The sequence below is a fragment of the Listeria marthii genome (assembly GCF_014227425.1).
GTDB lineage: Bacteria > Bacillota > Bacilli > Lactobacillales > Listeriaceae > Listeria > Listeria marthii.
On record NZ_JAASWB010000001.1, the window covers coordinates 55,024 to 74,222 of the forward strand.

The following is a 19,199-nucleotide window of genomic DNA, read 5'->3' on the forward strand; positions in this document are numbered from 1 at the left end:
CCCGTTTCTTCTATTTATACACGTGCTTTCGGTTGTTTTACTTCACTAGTATTCATTGATTCGAGTTCAAAAGAGCGTGATTCCAGTACTCGTAAAATGGCTTCTGCCGTATCAAGCGATGTACAAACTGGAATGCCATTTTCGACGGATTCACGACGGATTTGGAAGCCGTCACGTTCTGGGCGTTTACCAGTCGTTAATGTGTTTACTACGAGCGTTACTTGACCGTTTCGGATGTAATCAATTAGCGTTCCTTGATTTTCACCGATTTTCTTCACTTGCGAAACTGGAATTCCGGCTTCTTCTAGCGTGCTCGCTGTTCCTTTTGTCGCCATGATAGTGAAGCCGATGCGGTTGAATCTTGCAGCTAGCTCGACAGCTTCTTCTTTATCGCGGTCAGCTACTGTTAGAAGTACTGTTCCGTAATCATGCATCGTTGTTCCGCTTGCTACAAAACCTTTGTATAACGCTTTTTCTAAGGTTACATCTTTCCCCATGACTTCTCCAGTCGATTTCATTTCAGGGCCAAGCGATGTATCGACACTACGCAATTTCGCGAAAGAGAACACCGGCACTTTGACAAAAATTTCTTGTTTTTCTGGCGCAAGTCCTGGTGTGTAACCAAGGTCAATCAAGTTCTCGCCTAGAATCACTCTAGTTGCCACATTTGCCATCGGAATTTCGGTGATTTTACTTAAAAATGGCGCTGTCCGGCTGGAACGCGGATTTACTTCGATAACGAAAACTTCCTCGCCATCCACGACATATTGGATGTTTAGCATACCGATGATGTTTAAGCCAGTTGCCAGTCTAGTCGTATAATCGACAATCGTATTTTTCACCTGTTCGCTTAAACGTTGAGCTGGATAAACCGCAATCGAGTCACCAGAATGGACACCGGCACGTTCGATATGTTCCATGATTCCCGGGATTAAGACGTTTTCGCCGTCGCTGATTGCGTCCACTTCGACTTCTTGCCCGCTCACATAACGGTCAACTAAAACTGGGTGTTTCGGATTTACTTTTACGGCGTTGGTCATATAATGTTTTAATGCTTCTTCTGATTCCACAATTTCCATTGCCCGGCCGCCAAGCACGTAAGATGGACGCACCAGTACAGGATAGCCGATAGCAGTTGCTACATTGATTGCTTCGTCTACCGAAGTAGCAGTTTTCCCAGCTGGTTGCGGGATTTCTAAGATTTCTAATGCTTTTTCAAAGGCATCACGGTTTTCCGCGCGGTCGGTATCTTCTAGACTTGTACCGAGAATTTTCACGCCGCGTTTTGCTAAACCATCCGCTAAGTTAATCGCTGTTTGTCCGCCGAATTGTACGACAACCCCCAGCGGCTGCTCGATTTCAATAACATGCATTACATCTTCCAGCGTCAAAGGTTCAAAGTACAGTTTGTCTGAAATACTAAAGTCGGTCGAAACTGTTTCTGGGTTATTATTGATGATAATCGCTTCATACCCCGCTTGCTGAATTGCCCACACCGAGTGCACTGTCGCATAGTCGAATTCCACCCCTTGGCCAATCCGAATCGGACCAGATCCAAGCACAATCACGCTTTCTTTCGCTGACCGAGTTGACTCATTTTCCTCTTCATAAGTGCTATAGAAATATGGCGTTGTCGATTCAAATTCAGCTGCACAAGTATCAACCATTTTGTAAACTGGGAAAAGATTTTGTGCTTTTCGTAAGTCGTAAATGGCTTGTTCGTCGATATTCCAGCATGTTGCAAGGAATGCATCGGAAAAACCAGCCCGTTTTGCTTCTGCCAAAATGTCGTGGTTTTGCGAGTTTTCTTTAACACGATTTTCAAGTTCGATTGTTTTGTTTAATTTATATAAGAAGAATAAATCTATTTTTGTTTTCTCGTGGAGTTGTTCGATTGTTTGGCCGCGACGCAAGGCTGCTGCTAGGAAGAATAAGCGATCATCTTCAGGGAAGCAAATTTTGCGTTCTAATGTTTCTTCGTCGGCATTTTCTGCTTCTTCAAGTAATAAGTGGTCGGCACCGATTTCTAGTGAGCGCACCGCTTTTAAAAGGGCCTCTTCCCAAGAACGACCGATTGCCATGACTTCGCCGGTTGCTTTCATTTGCGTTCCAAGACGGCGATCTGCTTGTTCAAACTTGTCAAAAGCAAAGCGCGGAATTTTAGCAACCACATAATCTAGCGTTGGTTCAAAATGGGCATATGTTGTTCCAGTTACTGGATTTCTAACTTCATCTAGTGTTAAGCCAACCGCGATTTTCGCTGCTAGTTTGGCAATCGGATAGCCAGTTGCTTTAGAAGCTAGCGCCGAAGAACGGCTGACACGTGGGTTTACTTCGATAACGTAATAGTTGTAGCTATCTGGATCAAGTGCCAGCTGAACGTTACAGCCACCTTCGATTTCAAGCGCACGGATAATTTTTAACGACACATCGCGCAATAGTTGATATTCGCGGTCGGATAATGTTTGGCTCGGTGCAACAACAATCGAATCGCCCGTATGTATGCCAACTGGGTCAATATTTTCCATGTTACAAACGACCATCGCATTATTATTCGCGTCACGCATTACTTCATATTCGACTTCTTTAAAACCAGCGATACTTTTTTCTAACAAACATTGCGTTACTGGACTTAGTTTTAAACCACTCGTTACGGTTTCAATCAATTCTTGTTCATTATGGCAAATCCCGCCACCAGAGCCACCAAGCGTATAAGCCGGGCGGACGATTACTGGATAGCCGATGCGTTCAACAAAAGTATAAGCTTCATCCAAATTATGGATAATATCACTATCTGGCACCGGTTCGCCAAGTTCATTCATCAAGTCGCGGAAAGCTTCACGGTCTTCCGCTTTTTTAATTGCCGTTAAATCCGTCCCAAGCACTTCCACGTTACACTCATCCAAGATTCCCGCCGCAGAAAGTTCCATCGCCATATTCAACCCCGTTTGTCCCCCAAGCGTTGGTAAAATAGCATCCGGGCGCTCTTTGCGAATGATGCGCGATACAAAATCAAGTGTAATTGGCTCAATGTAAACTTTGTCAGCCATTTCTGCATCGGTCATAATCGTCGCTGGATTCGAGTTCACTAAAACGACCCGATACCCTTCTTCTTTCAAACTAAGGCAGGCTTGCGTACCAGCATAATCAAACTCCGCTGCTTGTCCAATAACTATCGGGCCAGAGCCGATTACAAGAATTGTTTTTATATCGTCACGTTTAGGCATGTAATTCACCCTCCTCTTTCACATTCATCATTTCCATAAATTCATCAAATAAGTAGTTCACATCACTCGGTCCTGGATTTGCTTCTGGATGATATTGTACTGTATATGCTTGGAATTCTTTATGCGCCAGCCCTTCCACCGTTTCATCATTTAATTCAATATGTGTTACTTTTAAATCTGTACCAATAAGAGATTCTTTTTCTACCGCATAACCATGATTTTGCGCGGTGAAATCGACGCGCCCTGTTGCCAGCTCTTTCACCGGATGATTCGCACCACGATGGCCAAATTTTAGTTTAAAAGTATCCGCCCCATTCGCAAGCGCAAACAGTTGGTGCCCCAAGCAAATTCCGAATAGTGGCAGTTTGCCTTGAATCCCGCGAATCATTTCTAACGCCTCTGGAACATCTTTCGGATCCCCAGGCCCATTTGATAACATCACGCCGTCTGGATGCATCGCTAGAATTTCTTCGGCTGTTGTATTGTAAGGAACGACCGTCACATAACAATTACGTTTATTCAGTTCCCGCAAAATCGAGCTTTTCACGCCGTAATCTACCAGCACCACTCGTTTCCCGTCACCCGGGCTTGCAAATGCTTTAGCCGAGGAAACTTCATGCACTTGGTCAACCGGCAAGCGAACGGAGCGCAAATGGTGTAGCAATTCTTCTTTATCTGCCGTTTCAGCTGCCAAAATTCCTTTTAACGTGCCTTCTTTACGGATTAATTTTGTTAATTTCCGTGTATCAATTCCCGCAATTCCCGGAATCCCTTTTTCTTTTAAAAATTCATTTAATGTCATTTGGTTGCGCCAGTTGGAAGGATACTCTGCGGCTTCGCGTACAACAACCCCTTTGACAGCCGGGTTAATTGATTCAAAATCGTCGCGGTTCACGCCGTAATTTCCAACAAGTGGATACGTAAAAGTGATAATTTGACCGTAGTAGGAAGGGTCTGTGATCGTTTCTTGGTAGCCCGTCATTCCCGTATTGAACACTACTTCGCCAATAGTTTCCTTTTCACTACCAATTGCATCACCGATAAAATAATTGCCATCTTCTAGCATTAAAATTCGCTTTGTCATTTGATTTCCCCCTCATTGTATACAAGTGTTCCTTCTGCAAACGTTGCTACCGGCCAACCGATACACGTTTCTCCAACAAATGGTGTGTTTTTTCCTTTTGAGTAAAAAGTAGCTGGGTCGATATTCGCTTCTTTTTCTAAATCAAGTACGACGATATCCGCCACTGCGCCTACTTCTAGTTTGCCGTACGGTAGTTTAAAGCATTCCGCCGGCTTCACAGTCATCCAGTCAATTAGTTGTTTTAATGTCCATTCGTTCGTTTTAACAAAATGTGTATAAAGTAGTGGGAAAGCTGTTTCTAGCCCTACTATTCCAAATGCGGCTTGCTCCATCGGTACATTTTTTTCTTCGGCTGCATGTGGCGCATGATCCGTTGCGATAAAATCAATCGTGCCATCCAGCAATCCTTCTAAAAGCGCCGCCCGATCTGCTTTGCTGCGAAGTGGTGGATTCATTTTCCAGTTACCGTCATTTCCCGGAATATCCTCTTCATCTAAAATTAAGTGGTGTGGCGAAACTTCTGCAGTAACGCGAATTCCCGCCCGTTTTGCATCACGCACAACCCGAACTGATTCTTTGGTCGAAATATGGCAGACATGATAGTGACAGCCTGCCGCTTCTGCTAACAAAACATCCCGCGCGATTTGGACAGACTCGGCAATATTTGGAATTCCTTTGAGTCCTTCTTTTTCTGCAAAGATACCGTCATGGACCACACCGCCGTAGATAAGCGAGTTATCTTCACAGTGTGCCACAATCGCCATGTCTAGCGCCGCCGCTCGTTTCATCGCTTCATACATCGTTCCAGCTAGCTGCACGCCCACCCCGTCATCCGTAAAAGCAAATGCGCCCGCTTCTTTTAACGCTTCAAAATCTACCAACTCGTCAGTGCCAAGGCTTGTCGTAATCGACGCGTAAGGCAACACTCGAACTTCCGCTGTTTCTTTAATTTTCGCTTGTAAACTTGCCATTACTTCTTTGGAATCTGGAACAGGTTTTGTATTCGGCATCGAGCAAATCGTCGTATAACCACCCCGCGCGGCTGCTTGAGTTCCTGTTAAAATGGTTTCTTTATGTTCCCCGCCTGGCTCGCGAAGGTGTACATGGACATCGATAAATCCGGGAGCAATCAGTTTTCCAGTTGCATCAAACTCTTTGCCGCTTGTGACTTCAATCGAATCCGCAATCAAATTCACTTTGCCATTTTGGATGAGTACATCTTTATTCTCAAGCTCACCTGATTCGTTTAACACTTGCCCATTTTTTAATACGTACATAATTTCGCCCTCATTTCCTGTTCTTTTAAAATTGATTCCAAAATTGCCATTCGTATAAAAACACCATTTGTCATTTGCGTAACAATCCGTGATTTTTCGCTTTCGACTAAGCTATCAGCGATTTCCACGTCGCGGTTCACTGGGCTTGGGTGCATAATAATCGCATCCTTCTTTAAGTTCGCTGCCCGCTCGACCGTCAAACCGAATTTTTCATGATAGCTTTCTTTAGTAAATTGTTCTGTTCCACTGTGGCGCTCATGTTGTACACGTAAAAGCATCATCACATCGACCTGTTCAACCATCTCATCGACCGGTAAATACGTACCATATGCTAAGTAACTTTCATCAAACCATTCGCTCGGTCCGGAGAAAAACAGCTCTGCCCCAAGCCTTTTTAACACTTTCATATTGGAATTTGCTACCCGACTATGCCGAATATCGCCAGCAATCGCTACTTTCAACCCTTGAAAAGTACCAAACTGTTCTTTTATCGTAAATAAGTCGAGCAGTGATTGACTTGGATGCTCCCCGCAGCCGTCCCCGCCGTTTACAATCGCAATATCTAAGTTTTCAAGTCCCGCGTAGTAGTTTTCTTCAGAATGCCTGATTACCGCAACATTCACTCCGACCGCTTGCATCGTGAGTAGTGTATCGTAAAGCGTTTCGCCTTTAGTCATGCTAGAGCTCGCTGCATCAAAGGAAACTACCTCGACACCTAACTTTTTCTCCGCTACTTCAAAACTCGTATGCGTTCTCGTACTCGGTTCAAAAAACATATTGACCGCAAAAGCCTGTTCGTTAAAAGTGGCTTTTTTCCCGCGTTTAAACTGTGCCGCCTGCTCTAATAAATGCTCGATTTCATGGACGGTTAATGCTTCCATTGACAACAAATTTTTCATTTAAAGCGCCACCTTTTCTAATTCAATTTATAGAAAAACCTCTGGAGTATTATATCTGCAGAGGTTTTTTTGTCGTGTAGGATGTCAGGCTGATCTATGCTCGGCTGGTAAGACTAAGTTTAAAATAATCCCAATAACTGCTGCGAGCGCCATGCCAGACAGTTGGAATGATCCTGCTTGAATGAACAAGCCGCCAATTCCGACCACTAGTACAACGGAAGCAATAATCATATTACGATTAACACTTAGGTCAATTTTATTTTCAATCATCATTCGAAGTCCGCTTGTCGCAATAACCCCAAAGAGTAGCAGGGAAATTCCGCCTAGAACTGCTGTAGGAACCGAGGTGATAACTGCATTAATGTAACCGATAAATCCGAAGAGAATGGCGAAAACTGCCGCTCCTCCGATAACAAACACGCTATATACTTTTGTAATTGCTAGAACGCCAATGTTTTCACCATAAGTTGTTACAGGTGGTCCGCCGATTAACGATGCGATAATCGAAGCCGTACCATCTGCAAGCAAGGAACGATGAAGTCCTGGGTCTTTAAAGAAGTTTTTATTTGTAATTCGATTAAGTAGTAATTGATGTCCCATATGTTCCGCCATCGTAACAAACGCAAGTGGCGCCATACTGAGAACAACTGTAACCGTGATAACTGGGTCAATATTAACAAATGGAATGCTGAAATCTGGAATTTGGAAGAAAGACGCATTTTTGATTAACGTATAATCTACCATTCCAAATGCCATACTGGTTAAGTAACCGACTGTGAAGCCGAATAAAATGGGAATCAAGCCCATAAAGCCTTTGAAAAACATCATTGCGATAATGGTTGCTAACAGTGTTATAATTGCCACGCCTAATGTTTTCAAGTCATAGTTACCATTGTTCGTTCCCATCGCCATCGCGGCTGCACTTGGCGCTAGCGATAAACCGATAACCATAATTACTGGCCCAACAACAATTGGCGGTAAAACCTTTTGAATCCAATCAACACCCGCGTAGTAAACAATCAAGGAAACAATCGCGTATACAACCCCGACTGAGAACGTTCCGACCATAACAGCGCCCGGCCCTCCGCCAGATTTCGCTGCAAGTAATGCGGTGATTGGTGCAATAAAAGTAAAGGAAGATCCTAGATATGCGGGGATTTTCCCGCGAGTAATTCCTAGATAAGCTAGTGTCCCGAGCCCGCTAGATACAAGCGCTACTCCCGGACTTAACCCTGTCACACTTGGCACAAAGATAGTCGAGCCAAACATGGTGAAAAGGTGCTGGATGCTAAGAATGATCCATTTATTGAAGCTTGGTCTTTCGTGTATATCTAGTACTGGTTTTGTCACTGTTTCTGTCGTTTCTGTCATTTTCTTCCCTCTTTCTTCATAAAAAATACCCCTTGTCTGTGTCGACAAAGAGTATAGAATAATCCCCTATAAGAAATTAATCACTCTTTGTCAGCCTCACAGGACTGCTTTTAAAAAAGTGTTACATTGTTATTCATTTTTGTTAATAATAACCGCATCTTCTGCATGATCCACATCAGTCAGGCGAACTTCTACTCGCTCGTTACCTGATGTTGGAATGTTTTTCCCTACGTAATCTGCTCTAATCGGTAGCTCTCTATGGCCCCGGTCAGCAAGTACTGCAAGGTGAATTTGCGCTGGTCGGCCTACATCCATTAATGCGTCCATTGCGGCACGCACGGTGCGACCAGTGTAGAGCACATCATCTACAAGGACGATCTTTTTCCCACTAATATCAAATGGAATGTTCGTACCATGTACAGCTGGCTCACGAGATTCATCATCTTTGAAAGATAAGTCGTCTCGGTAAAGCGTGATATCAATATCCCCAACCGGAATATCAATGCCTTCAATTTCAAGTATCCGTGTATGCAAACGCTCTGCAAGATAGATACCACGTGTCTTAATACCGACAAGCGCTAAATTCTTCGTGCCTTTGTTTCGCTCGATAATTTCGTAACTAACTCGAGTGAGCGCACGTTTAATTGCCGCCTCGTCCATGACAACTACTTGTTTTTGCATCCGAAATCTCTCCTTTTGTGCAAAAAAATAACCCTCTGCCAGTGTAAGCAAGGGAACGCGTACGAGTATACAAATAACCCGTCAAATTATCGTCACCTTCTTAGCCTCTCTGGACTATGTTAAAGGACTTTATTTCATTAGACTTATCTTAACCGATAGAACGCCCCCTGTCAATCAAAAAATCGGAAAACATGTTATACTAGTGATAATAAAATAAAGGAGGCCACATCTATGGCTACATCTAAAGCAAAAAAACAGCGCCAAAAGCTAGTACGCGAGGGTCACTTAAACCCTGAAATCAAACGCAGCCCCTTCGCTCTAATCGATTTAAGTTCGAAACAAACGAAAACAAAAAAAGGATATCTTTATAGTAAGAAACAGCAGAATCACCAAAGAGATGATTCTTTTTTTGTGGCTTTTTTTAAGTTTTCACAATTTGTACATATTAACAGCTTGAAATAATTGTCACTATCTGTAAATCAGTCCATTTCCAGAGCGCTTTGTGCTATGCTGTAATAGCTAAAAACATGTACTTATAGAGGTGAACAAAATGAGCATTATGAAAAGCTTATTACAACAGAAAGAAACCGTTGTGAATGGCTGGCTTACGTATTATGTATCGGTAGATGATCCGTACATTTTTACACTAAAAGACGATGATCGTTTAATGGATGAAACGGGCTTTGTTTTAGAAAATTTATTTATTGGAATGACAGAAGATTTAGGGCAAATGAATACTTTCGCTCATGAGTTAGGGAAGGCACAATTTATTACCTCACTCGGCATTTCGCACATTTTATTCCATATTCGCTTGCTGGAAGAATTCCTGCTTGATTATGCCTCCGAAAATAATGTCGAACCTACGAACTTCCGCGAATTATATTTATTTAGCATTAAGCTACACCAAGTATTTAGTAGCTTTACCCAACACTTAATCGAAGGCTATACCTACGCAACAGAGCAAATGATGCATCAAAAAGAAAACCAAATTATTAAAGAGTCCACGAAACTCATTTGGATTGCCGAAAAAGTATTTCTTTTACCATTGATTGGAAAAATCACCGACGAGCGCGCAAAACAAATTACCGAGACGGCGCTTTATGAAGCTTGTGAACAGCCAGTAAACTATTTAATTATCGATTTATCTGGTGTGCAATTGGAGTCACCACGTATCGGCGAGTACATTGAGCATTTCTTCTCCTCGCTGAAATTAGTTGGCGTCACACCAATTATTACCGGCATGCAACCACAAATGGCCAAAATAATGGTACAAGCTAGTCTCACGGAACAACAAGGTATCAAAACCTATCCTACTTTGCGCCAGGCAACAAAAGCGCTTATGAAAGAAAAAGAAGCAAGAAACGCCCGTAAATAGGTGTTCTTGCTTCTTTTTTAATCTTCTTGTCGTAACGTTTTCAAGGCTTTTTCAAATGAACTTGGTAGTGGCGCTTCAAACGTCATTCGTTCATTCGTTGTCGGATGGTCAAATCCTAGTTTTGCAGCATGAAGAAATTGGCCATTGCCTTTAATCGTATTTTTTGGTCCGTATTTTGGATCGCCCGCTAACGGATGTCCGATATATTTCAAGTGGACACGGATTTGGTGCGTACGGCCTGTGTCTAGTTTGCAGTTAATTAATGTGAAACCTGGTAAGCGCTCCAGCACTTCAAAATGTGTTCTTGCTTCTTTACCATCGCGTACGACTGCCATTTTTTGACGGTCTTCTTTTGCTCGGCCAATCGGTGCTTCAATCGTTCCTTTTTGGTGGACGATGTCGCCGTGGACAAGTGCGATATATTCTCTATCAGAAGTTTTATCTTTTAATTGCTTGGCTAGTGATTCATGAGCGTGATCATTTTTGGCAACCATGAGTAAACCAGATGTATCTTTATCAATCCGGTGGACAATGCCTGGACGAATTTTACCGTTAATACCAGATAAATCGTCACAGTGGAACAGTAAAGCATTTACAAGTGTACCACTCGCATGGCCCGCTGATGGGTGAACAACCATTCCTTCTGGTTTATTAACAACGAGCATATCTTTATCCTCAAAGTAAATATCTAGTGGAATATCTTCCGCTAGTACTTCAAGCTCTTCAGGTTCACGAGCTTCATAATGAATTTCGTCGCCTACTTGTACTTTGTAATTTGGTTTGGCAAGTTCACCATTTACTGTGATATCGCCATTTTTTAGCATTAGTTGAATCGCTGAACGACTTTTTCCCATCATTTCAGCAATCACTTTGTCCACACGTTCGCGCGCGTGGCTTTCTTCTATAATCAATGTTTCATTCTGCATTATTTAATTCCTTTCGTTTTGCGGTCGTCTACAAAAACATACACGAGCATTAGTACGACACCAACTGAAAGCGAGGCATCTGCCACATTAAAGATTGGGAAGTAATAATTTCCCCATACTGTTTGTACAAAATCTACTACTTCTTGATGCAAGACCCGGTCGATAAAATTACCAATCGCACCACCTAGAATAAACGCTAAACTAATGGAAAATAGTCGTTTTCCTTTGGCATATTTTTGCATAATATAAATTATAATTCCAATAACAACAACAGTAATAAGATAGAAAAACCACATATGCCCTTCTAAAATACTCCAAGCCGCTCCATCATTACGGTAGCTTGTCCAGTATAAGAAACCAGGAATAACTTCTATTTTCTGTCCAATTTCCATATTTTGAACAACAATCCATTTAGTCAATTGATCTAGCGCAACTACAGCTAGGGTGATTAGATAATAATACATTTTCCGAACCCTCTTTTCACATCAGTTAGATAAAAAGTACGCGCTCTCCTGTAAAAATAAGAAGAGCGCATTCCTTCTTTGTTATTGTATGATAAATTGAAGCAAAAATAAAGCTGCAATTACATACATGACTGGTGAAGTACGTTCCTCGTTTTTCGTGAAAGCACGAAGAATAGGATACGCGATGAAACCAGCCGCAATTCCGTCTGCAATACTGTACGTCAGCGGGATTAACACAATAATCAGTAGTGCTGAAAAAGTTTCTGCCGCATTCGATAAATCCATTTCTTTAAATTCTTGCAGCATCGACATACCGATAATAATTAAAATCGGTGCAATCGCACTGTTTGGAATAAAAGATAATACCGGCATTAAGAAAAGGGATGCGATGAAGAAAATACCTGTCGTAATTGTTGCTAGACCAGTTTTTGCTCCACTCGCAAACATTGAGCCACTTTCAAGTGCAGAGATTGTTGGGCTTGTACCAAATAGGCCAGATAAAAAGGCTGTCAGGGAGCTAGCTTTTAAAATCCGTGGTAATTTTTCCGTTTGCTTGAGTTGTCTTACTTGTCCATTTGTAAGTCCAACCGTTTCAAACACAATTACCATCGTCATCGTAAAGACGGCACTCCAAAAACCAACACTCGCCATTCCGGAAAAATCAGCTTTAAAGAGCACATCGCTCCACGGCGCAACGCTTATCGAAGCACCTCCAGCTTTCCCGGCAACACCAAACATAACACCAACGATTGTTCCGATTATTAAACTCCATAAGAAAGCGCCTGGAATTTTTCGAATAACTAAAATCATCGTTAATAGTAGCGTCACAAGTGTTGCTAAAACGAATGGATCGCCTAAATCTCCAACGGCAATAATGGCATGTTTTCCGCGCGTTACGATTCCACCTTTTTCAAGCCCTAGGAAGATTAAGAATAAACCTAACCCAACCGTAATCGCTTGTTTTAAAATTAGCGGAATAGCTTCATTTAGTTTTCCTGCAAGTGGTGTAAACGCAAGAATCATAAATAATAAACCACTCATCGTAACAGCAGCAAGTGCAACCTGCCAACTTAGTCCCATTCCTTGAACAAGGGTATACGCAAAGAGCGCATTAATCCCCATCCCAGGCATTAGAATAAGCGGTGCATTTGCCCAAAATCCCATAATCAAACAACCAAACGCCGAAATGAAAATCGTCGCAAGGACTGCTCCTTGATAAGGAACTCCAGCCTCCGCTAAAATCGAGCTATTGACGACAATAATATATGCCACCGTAAAAAAGCCAATCATACCAGCCAAAAATTCGGTCCGGATATTGGTTTTATGCTCGTTCAGCCGAAATACTTTGTTGAAAAATTTCTGCATACTTTTTCCTCATTATGAAATTGTCCCTCTCCCAACCCGCAGAGTATTGCCCCTGCCACAGAACTTTATTATAACAAAGATAGCACATATACGAAAGGAAAAGTTTTTTGTTACGCCGCCACTTCGCCGGATTTGTGCTATAATCTGAATGGATGCAAAAAGGAGATGATTACTTGCAACAAACAGTCACATATGGGGCAAAATGGAAACAATTTCTAACGATTTTCACACCGATAGTCATTACGCAACTCACGCTTTTCTCGATGACATTTTTTGATACGACGATGAGTGGAAATTATTCGAATCAGGCGCTAGCTGGTGTAGCGATTGGTAGCTCGTTTTGGGCTCCGGTGAATGCTGCTTTTTCTGGGTTATTAATGGCTATCACGCCAATCATCGCCCAATTAATCGGGGCGAAGAAAGAAAAACAAGTCAAAAACACGGTGCATAACGGTCTATATATTGCTTTATTTTTAGCATTTATTTTAATTCTTATTAATTTTTTGGTCGTTCCAATGATTTTGACACACATGCCAGTTACGGCAGAAGTCGCGGATATCGCCCGTCATTTCTTGAACGGCATTTGTATCGGTATTCCCGCGTTCTTTATTTCCGCGATTCTGCGTTCTTTTATTGATTCGCTTGGTCTAACTCGGGTGACGATGCTGATTACGCTTTGTACGGTGCCATTTAATATCTTTTTAAATTACTGCTTTATTTTTGGGAACTTCGGCTTTCCGGAAATGGGTGGTGCTGGTAGTGGTTACGCGACTGGGATTACGTATTGGCTCGTTGTTTTAGTTAGTGTGATTTTGATTCAAACACAAACTAGATTGCATAAGTTCGGTATTTTTAAAAGCCTTACCGCGCTTCGTTTTTCGAAGGTAAAAGAGATTATCGGGATTGGTGTGCCAAATGGGTTAACGATTTTATTTGAAACGAGTATTTTCTCGGCGGTGACAATTTTAATGGGTGCTTTTGGGACGGAAACGATTGCGGCGCATCAGTCGGCAAATAGTGTTTGTACGCTGCTTTACGCCTTCCCGCTTAGTGTCGCTTCTACGTTAACTATTCTTGGTGGTTACGAAACCGGTGCGAAACGCTTAAAAGACGCCAAACAGTATCGCCATATCGGCATGACCGCTGCGATTTTGATTGGTTGTGTGAACGGCGCCATCCTATTTTTCTTCCGCGATACAATTGCCGGATTTTACACGAATGATCCCGCGCTTATAGATTTAATTATGCATTTCTTAGTTTACGCGATTCTGTTCCAATTCGCGGATGCTGTCTTATCGCCAGTTCTTGGGGCACTCCGAGGGTATAAAGATGTTACAGTCACCTCGATTGTTGCCTTTATCTCTTATTGGTTGATTGGCCTTCCAGTAGGTTACGGTTTATCCTTTACGAATTTAGGACCATTTGGTTACTGGATTGGTCTAAGTACCGGCCTATTTGTCGCCGCATTTATTTTATCGCTTCGAGTTCGGAAAACGGAGCAAAAACTTTCCTTAAACGCAAAAAACGCAGAGATTTCAAGTTAATCTCTGCGCTTTTTTTATTTAGCTAAACCATCATGAATTTTATCTAAATTGTATCGCATCATTTCTAAATACGTGTCGCCCACTTCGCCTTTTTTCGCTGTCGAATCCGTGAAAATTTTCGCGAAAATTGGTACGCCGGTTTCTTTAGAGACACTTTCCATACTACGTGGATCTACGCTTGTTTCGACAAATAAATTCGGTACTTTTTCTTTCTCCACAATGCCGACAATTTGTTTCATTTGATCTGGTGTGCCTTGGCTTTCTGTGTTGATTTCCCAAATATAGGCTGCTTTCAAACCGTAGCGAGCTGCAAAATATTTAAATGCACCTTCGCTCGTTACTAACGTTTTTTGATTTTCTGGTAAATCAGCATATTTTTGTTTGGCTTCTTTATCTAATGCGTCCAGCTTCGCAATATATTTTGCCGCATTATCTTTGTAAAATGCCGCATTGTCTGGGTCTGCTTTTACAAGTGCATCGCGCACATTTTCTGTGTAGATAATTCCGTTATGAAGGTCGAGCCAAGCATGTGGATCGATTTCGGATGTTTTCCCTTTTTCAGTTAAATATTTGGGTTGCACGCCTTTACTTAATTCCACCACTTGATCTTTGTCGTCTCGTGATTTATCTGCGGTTTCAAGCATCCGGTCAAACCAACCGTTCCCCGTTTCCAAATTCAATCCATTGTAAAAAATTAAATCTGCATCTGCTGCACTTTGAATATTGGCTGGCAGCGGATCGTATTCGTGTGGATCCACGCCAACTGGCACAATACTATGAAGCTCAATTTTGTCCCCACCAACATTTTTAACAATATCTGCTAAGATCGAATAAGTCGCCACTACATTTAACTTGCCATCTGTTTTTTTCGAAGTACTATTTTGACTGGAACACCCCGCAAGTACAACTACTAATGCGAAAAGTGCCACAACGAGCATTTTTTTCATTCGATGACCTCCCTCTTTTTAGAAAATAATAAGCCTTGTTTTGGTGCGAATAAAAAGGCGATAAAGAAAATAATTGTCGCAACTAAAACCATTGCCGCACCAGATGCTAGGTTGAAAATATAGCTAAAGTAAAGTCCGATAATCGCACTCACTGCCCCAAATGTAGAAGCAAGAACAATCATTTTCGATAATTTATTCGTAAGCAGATAAGCCGTCGCTGCTGGCGTAATTAACATCGCCACCACTAAAATAATTCCAACCGTTTGCAAAGCCGAAACCGTTACAAGCGTTAAAAGTAGCATCAAGAAGTAATGCAAGAATTTTACATTTAGGCCGTAAGCTTCTGCCATCACTGGATCAAACGAACTAACCAAAAATTCCTTATAAAAAAGTGCCACAAGCGAAATCACCAGTATTGCAATAATAATCGTCATCCACATATCCGAACTCCGCACCGCGAGCACATTCCCAAATAAAATATGATACAAATCCGTACTACTTTTCGCAAAAGAAATTAAAATAATCCCGAGTGCGAAAAATGCGCTAAAAACAATCCCAATTGCTGTATCATTTTTGATTCGACTTTTTTGATTAACGAAACCGATGCCAAGCGCCGCCGCAATACCAAACGTTGCAGCCCCTATAAAGAAGTTCATCCCCATCATGTAAGAAATCGCCACACCAGGCAACACCGCATGAGAAATCGCATCTCCCATGAGTGACATCCCTCTTAAAATAATAAAACTACCAATCACACCCGACACAATCCCAACTGTCACAGAAGTAATCAGTGCCTTTTGTAAAAAACTATATTGCATCAAGCCTTCTAAAAACAACATCGTCTACACCCCCGCCGCAAATGCTACCGGCGCGTCACCGTAAGCAAATTTAATTTTTTCTTCCGTAAATGTTTGTTCTACTGGACCGTGTGCTACTAATTTTTTATTGAGTAAAATGATATCGTCGAAGTAAGCCGCCACTTTATGGAAATCATGGTGCACAACGACAATCGTTTTCCCATTGTCTCTTAGTTTTTTTAATAGCCGCATAATCAGCGCTTCACTCGTCATATCAATGCCAGCAAACGGTTCATCCAAAAAGAAAATCTCAGCGTGTTGCGCAAGTGCGCGTGCGATAAATATCCGTTGTAATTGGCCACCTGATAGTTCGCCGATTTGTCTTTTCATAAAGCCTGTCATTTCCACTTGTTCGAGCGCGTCTAATGCCAGTTGTTTCTCTTTCTTTCCAGGGCGTTTAATTAATCCAAGCGCCGGATATGTGCCCAGTAATACCATATCGAAAACGGTAATTGGGAAAGTCAAATCTACTTCACTCCGCTGCGGAACATAAGCGATTTTCTTTCTCCAATAGGAAAGTGGCTTATCGGCTAAAGTCACTTGACCTTGTTCGCGCGGAATTAGCCCCATCATTCCTTTTAATAAAGTTGATTTGCCAGCCCCATTCGGACCGACGATGCCAGTTAATTTTCCAGCTGCTATTTGAAGTGTGACGTTATCAATTGCCACTTTTTGCTTATATGCGATTGTTAAACCTTGGATTTCCATGTATACCACCCTTTTCCTTCAAGACTAAATTTTACACATAACTAAAAATGTTTCCTTAGAGCAACTTTCATCCAAAGTATAACGAAGAATCTTTTTGTTGTAAAGTAAAATGTTCATAAAAAAATCCCGCAGTCGATTAGACTACGGGATTTTTACTATTTATTTAATGGAACCGTCTGCTAATTTTTTGAGTAGTTTACGGAATTCCGCTTGTTCATACTCGGAAAAAACAGCAAAGCGTTTGACGATCATTTCTTTTTTCTTTTTATCAATTTCTTTGACAAATTCCTCGGCGTTTGCGGTTAGTCTTAGTTCAATAATGCGGCGGTCTACTTCAGAACGATGACGTGTAATAAACTGTTCTTCGACTAAAGTATCTGTAATGGCTGTAATGTGACTGGCTGAAACATCAAGTGTTTTAGCTAATTCTGATGTTTTCGTAAGTCCGCTCGAAATCAAACTCAAGACGCGGTATTCGCTACCACTTAATCTTTTATCGAGTACAGCTTCGACTTCATGACGAAAACTATTAAAAATTCGCTTAATCAACGTTTCAATTTCTAAGTATGTTTCCATTTTTTTGCTACCTCCAGTTTTTCAAAAAAGTTGTACGTTTACTTCACCAAGGCTTTTGCTTTTTGTAGTTGTGGATCTATTTCTTTTAGATGTTTTTGCGTTAATTCGACTAATTTATCGGTTGTTACACCTGTCATAATTCCCGTCACATCTATTTTGTTTGCTGCTTGGAATCTCTGAACAGCATATTTTGTATCTATATCGTATAAGCCGTCTACTTTTCCAACGTTATAGTCTAGTGCTTTGAGCATGGTTTCGATGGTTCTTACATCATCACCGAAATCGCCATTTTGGTAGACTTTTGTGGAGGAAGGAATAGTCATGGTTGCGTAATTTGGCATGTTCACAACCACGTCTGGCGTAATACCTTTTTCATGAATCCATTCGCTATTTGGCGTTAACCATTTTGCGACTGTTAATTTCAGTGTGGAGTCATCGGATAAGGTTGTCGCTGTTTGGACGGTCCCTTTACCAAATGATTTTGCTCCAACAAGTTTAATGCCGCCAGATTCTTTCGCTGCTGCTGCAAGAATTTCTGAGGCACTTGCGCTCCCACCATCAATAAGCATGGTAGTTGGTACTTTTACTTTATAATCGCCATGTGAGCTACTATCGGCTTTAATGGCTGATTTACTGCCATCTTTCCCTTGTTCTTGTACGACAACTTTGCCATCAGGAACAAACAGGCTAGAAATTGAAACAGCTTGGTCGAGTAACCCACCAGGATTTCCTCGCAAGTCAATCACAAGTCCTTTCATGCCATCTTTTTCAAGGGCTTTGAGTGCTTTTTCAAGCTCATCATAGGTTGTTTCAGAAAATGTGCTGATTGTGACGTGCGCAATTTTATCGCTGCCCATTTCTTTATAAACGGTTTCGATTGGAATTTCATCACGTGTAATCGTAACATCAAATGGTTTATCTTCATTGGAACGTTGAATCGTAAGGGTTACCTTGGTTCCTTTTTCACCGCGGATTTTTTGGGTTGCTTCTGTAGCTGTATCGCCTTTAACAGACTTCCCGTCTACTTGTGTAATAATATCTTGCGGGCGCAATCCAGCTTTTTCGGCTGGGGAATTTTTGATTGGAGAAACGACCACGATGGCGCCATCTTTTTCTTGAATTTCTGCGCCAATTCCTTCAAAACTAGCAGAAATCGTATCGTTAAAAGCCGATGATTCTTTTTTCGACATAAAAGTGGAATAAGGATCATCGAGCGAATTCACCATACCGGTAATGGCTCCGTCGATCATGTTACTGGATTTGGTATCTTTATAATATTTACTCGTAATTTCATCATATACGTCATATAGCTTGGTAAATTCTTTACGTTCTGGAATACTCACTTTGACTTGCTTGTCATCCCCTAAAGACATCACGATGGTTGTCACTAATGCCGTAACAAAGACAAAAGCGAATAATAGCATGATAAATGGGAATAACTTCATTTTTATATAACCATTGCCAGGTTTTGATTTTTGTTCTTCCTTTTTCTCCACTTTGTCTGGTTCGTTTTGTGGGGATTGTTCCATCTTTCTTCACCACTTTCTATGTAAAATGTGGCTACTACTAGCACATTTTATTTAACTCATTTATTTTACCAGTTTTCGAACCATTTTGGTATCTTTTTTTCATGACATATAAAAAAGGAGAATTCCGCTAAGAATCCTCCTTTTGCTTTTAAATTAAGCTACTTCATATCCTGCTTCTTCAACAGCATCAATAAGCGCATCTTCTGTTACTTGTCCTTTTTCGAATTCAACTGTCGCTGTTCCTTCATCTAAGGAAACTACCGCATTTTTCACGCCACTTACTTCCGATAAAGCTTTTGTTACGCGAGCCTCGCAGTGTCCACAAGTCATACCTTCTACATTTAAAATCAGTTTTTCCATGTCATTTTC

18 protein-coding genes are annotated in these 19,199 nt (G+C 41.6%); 3 read left to right on the forward strand and 15 right to left on the reverse strand.

What is annotated here, in order from left to right; translation table 11 throughout:
- Nucleotides 1-14: 14 nt before the first annotated feature.
- The 6 genes from carB to pyrR all read right to left on the reverse strand — a co-directional run bounded on the left by carB (nucleotide 15) and on the right by pyrR (nucleotide 8,539).
- Nucleotides 15-3,227 (reverse strand): carbamoyl-phosphate synthase large subunit, encoded by a 3,213-nt coding sequence (gene carB / locus HCJ55_RS00305; protein WP_185516598.1) that lies wholly within the window; start codon nucleotides 3,225-3,227, stop codon nucleotides 15-17.
- Nucleotides 3,220-4,311, reverse strand: a complete 1,092-nt coding sequence (locus HCJ55_RS00310; protein ID WP_008948176.1) for a carbamoyl phosphate synthase small subunit — start codon at nucleotides 4,309-4,311, stop codon at nucleotides 3,220-3,222. Before HCJ55_RS00310 ends, carB begins: the two co-directional genes overlap by 8 nt.
- Nucleotides 4,308-5,588, reverse strand: a complete 1,281-nt coding sequence (gene pyrC / locus HCJ55_RS00315) for a dihydroorotase (protein WP_185503924.1) — start codon at nucleotides 5,586-5,588, stop codon at nucleotides 4,308-4,310. The genes HCJ55_RS00310 and pyrC overlap by 4 nt, the downstream gene beginning before the upstream one ends.
- Complete coding sequence (locus tag HCJ55_RS00320) at nucleotides 5,576-6,487, reverse strand: aspartate carbamoyltransferase catalytic subunit (protein WP_185516600.1); 912 nt, start codon at nucleotides 6,485-6,487, stop codon at nucleotides 5,576-5,578. The genes pyrC and HCJ55_RS00320 overlap by 13 nt, the downstream gene beginning before the upstream one ends.
- 84 nt (nucleotides 6,488-6,571) lie before the next feature.
- Entirely contained in the window at nucleotides 6,572-7,858 is a 1,287-nt protein-coding gene (locus tag HCJ55_RS00325) for a solute carrier family 23 protein (protein ID WP_185516602.1), read from the reverse strand.
- A 129-nt stretch (nucleotides 7,859-7,987) separates the two neighbouring features.
- Nucleotides 7,988-8,539, reverse strand: coding sequence for a bifunctional pyr operon transcriptional regulator/uracil phosphoribosyltransferase PyrR (gene pyrR / locus HCJ55_RS00330; protein WP_008948180.1), 552 nt, complete (start codon nucleotides 8,537-8,539; stop codon nucleotides 7,988-7,990).
- Nucleotides 8,540-8,770: 231 nt separating this feature from the next.
- Here pyrR and brfA point away from each other — a divergent pair, with 231 nt between their 5' ends.
- The gene (gene brfA / locus HCJ55_RS00335) at nucleotides 8,771-9,001 is read left to right on the forward strand and encodes a ribosome rescue factor BrfA (protein WP_008948181.1); all 231 of its coding nucleotides are present in this window, start codon (nucleotides 8,771-8,773) and stop codon (nucleotides 8,999-9,001) included.
- Nucleotides 9,002-9,089: 88 nt separating this feature from the next.
- Nucleotides 9,090-9,914, forward strand: coding sequence for an STAS domain-containing protein (locus tag HCJ55_RS00340; RefSeq protein WP_008948182.1), 825 nt, complete (start codon nucleotides 9,090-9,092; stop codon nucleotides 9,912-9,914).
- 17 nt (nucleotides 9,915-9,931) lie between these two features.
- On the opposite strand, the gene HCJ55_RS00345 is transcribed toward HCJ55_RS00340, so the two are convergent.
- The 3 genes from HCJ55_RS00345 to HCJ55_RS00355 form a co-directional block, all read right to left on the reverse strand.
- On the reverse strand, nucleotides 9,932-10,840 hold the full coding sequence (locus tag HCJ55_RS00345; protein ID WP_185399128.1) for an RluA family pseudouridine synthase: 909 nt from the start codon (nucleotides 10,838-10,840) through the stop codon (nucleotides 9,932-9,934).
- Entirely contained in the window at nucleotides 10,840-11,304 is a 465-nt protein-coding gene (gene lspA, locus HCJ55_RS00350) for a signal peptidase II (protein ID WP_008948184.1), read from the reverse strand. Before lspA ends, HCJ55_RS00345 begins: the two co-directional genes overlap by 1 nt.
- A gap of 81 nt (nucleotides 11,305-11,385) precedes the next feature.
- Complete coding sequence (locus tag HCJ55_RS00355; protein WP_008948185.1) at nucleotides 11,386-12,669, reverse strand: NCS2 family permease; 1,284 nt, start codon at nucleotides 12,667-12,669, stop codon at nucleotides 11,386-11,388.
- Nucleotides 12,670-12,842: 173 nt separating this feature from the next.
- Between HCJ55_RS00355 and HCJ55_RS00360 the strand changes: the two genes are divergently transcribed.
- Entirely contained in the window at nucleotides 12,843-14,213 is a 1,371-nt protein-coding gene (locus tag HCJ55_RS00360; RefSeq protein WP_185516605.1) for an MATE family efflux transporter, read from the forward strand.
- A gap of 14 nt (nucleotides 14,214-14,227) precedes the next feature.
- Here HCJ55_RS00360 and HCJ55_RS00365 read toward each other — a convergent pair whose 3' ends face one another.
- From HCJ55_RS00365 to HCJ55_RS00390, 6 genes are all read right to left on the reverse strand, one after another.
- Nucleotides 14,228-15,160, reverse strand: a complete 933-nt coding sequence (locus HCJ55_RS00365; protein ID WP_185516606.1) for a metal ABC transporter substrate-binding protein — start codon at nucleotides 15,158-15,160, stop codon at nucleotides 14,228-14,230.
- Nucleotides 15,157-15,999: a metal ABC transporter permease gene (locus tag HCJ55_RS00370; protein WP_185502063.1), complete on the reverse strand. Its 843-nt coding sequence runs from the start codon at nucleotides 15,997-15,999 to the stop codon at nucleotides 15,157-15,159. Before HCJ55_RS00370 ends, HCJ55_RS00365 begins: the two co-directional genes overlap by 4 nt.
- A gap of 3 nt (nucleotides 16,000-16,002) precedes the next feature.
- Nucleotides 16,003-16,725 carry a metal ABC transporter ATP-binding protein gene (locus HCJ55_RS00375; RefSeq protein WP_185516608.1) on the reverse strand — a complete coding sequence of 241 codons (723 nt, stop codon included), beginning with the start codon at nucleotides 16,723-16,725 and terminating at the stop codon, nucleotides 16,003-16,005.
- 159 nt (nucleotides 16,726-16,884) lie between these two features.
- Nucleotides 16,885-17,301, reverse strand: a complete 417-nt coding sequence (locus HCJ55_RS00380; protein ID WP_008948190.1) for a MarR family winged helix-turn-helix transcriptional regulator — start codon at nucleotides 17,299-17,301, stop codon at nucleotides 16,885-16,887.
- 38 nt (nucleotides 17,302-17,339) lie between these two features.
- Entirely contained in the window at nucleotides 17,340-18,830 is a 1,491-nt protein-coding gene (locus HCJ55_RS00385; RefSeq protein WP_185480852.1) for a lmo1851 family serine protease, read from the reverse strand.
- Nucleotides 18,831-18,983: 153 nt separating this feature from the next.
- Nucleotides 18,984-19,190 (reverse strand): heavy-metal-associated domain-containing protein, encoded by a 207-nt coding sequence (locus HCJ55_RS00390; protein ID WP_008948192.1) that lies wholly within the window; start codon nucleotides 19,188-19,190, stop codon nucleotides 18,984-18,986.
- Between the last annotated feature and the right edge of the window lie 9 nt (nucleotides 19,191-19,199).

Coding starts and splice junctions, on each gene's coding strand:
- carB (WP_185516598.1), bottom strand. CDS start 3,227: ATGCCTAAACGTGACGATATAAAAACAATTCTTGTAATCGGCTCTGGC.
- HCJ55_RS00310 (WP_008948176.1), bottom strand. CDS start 4,311: ATGACAAAGCGAATTTTAATGCTAGAAGATGGCAATTATTTTATCGGT.
- pyrC (WP_185503924.1), bottom strand. CDS start 5,588: ATGTACGTATTAAAAAATGGGCAAGTGTTAAACGAATCAGGTGAGCTT.
- HCJ55_RS00320 (WP_185516600.1), bottom strand. CDS start 6,487: ATGAAAAATTTGTTGTCAATGGAAGCATTAACCGTCCATGAAATCGAG.
- HCJ55_RS00325 (WP_185516602.1), bottom strand. CDS start 7,858: ATGACAGAAACGACAGAAACAGTGACAAAACCAGTACTAGATATACAC.
- pyrR (WP_008948180.1), bottom strand. CDS start 8,539: ATGCAAAAACAAGTAGTTGTCATGGACGAGGCGGCAATTAAACGTGCG.
- brfA (WP_008948181.1), top strand. CDS start 8,771: ATGGCTACATCTAAAGCAAAAAAACAGCGCCAAAAGCTAGTACGCGAG.
- HCJ55_RS00340 (WP_008948182.1), top strand. CDS start 9,090: ATGAGCATTATGAAAAGCTTATTACAACAGAAAGAAACCGTTGTGAAT.
- HCJ55_RS00345 (WP_185399128.1), bottom strand. CDS start 10,840: ATGCAGAATGAAACATTGATTATAGAAGAAAGCCACGCGCGCGAACGT.
- lspA (WP_008948184.1), bottom strand. CDS start 11,304: ATGTATTATTATCTAATCACCCTAGCTGTAGTTGCGCTAGATCAATTG.
- HCJ55_RS00355 (WP_008948185.1), bottom strand. CDS start 12,669: ATGCAGAAATTTTTCAACAAAGTATTTCGGCTGAACGAGCATAAAACC.
- HCJ55_RS00365 (WP_185516606.1), bottom strand. CDS start 15,160: ATGAAAAAAATGCTCGTTGTGGCACTTTTCGCATTAGTAGTTGTACTT.
- HCJ55_RS00370 (WP_185502063.1), bottom strand. CDS start 15,999: ATGTTGTTTTTAGAAGGCTTGATGCAATATAGTTTTTTACAAAAGGCA.
- HCJ55_RS00375 (WP_185516608.1), bottom strand. CDS start 16,725: ATGGAAATCCAAGGTTTAACAATCGCATATAAGCAAAAAGTGGCAATT.
- HCJ55_RS00380 (WP_008948190.1), bottom strand. CDS start 17,301: ATGGAAACATACTTAGAAATTGAAACGTTGATTAAGCGAATTTTTAAT.
- HCJ55_RS00385 (WP_185480852.1), bottom strand. CDS start 18,830: ATGGAACAATCCCCACAAAACGAACCAGACAAAGTGGAGAAAAAGGAA.
- HCJ55_RS00390 (WP_008948192.1), bottom strand. CDS start 19,190: ATGGAAAAACTGATTTTAAATGTAGAAGGTATGACTTGTGGACACTGC.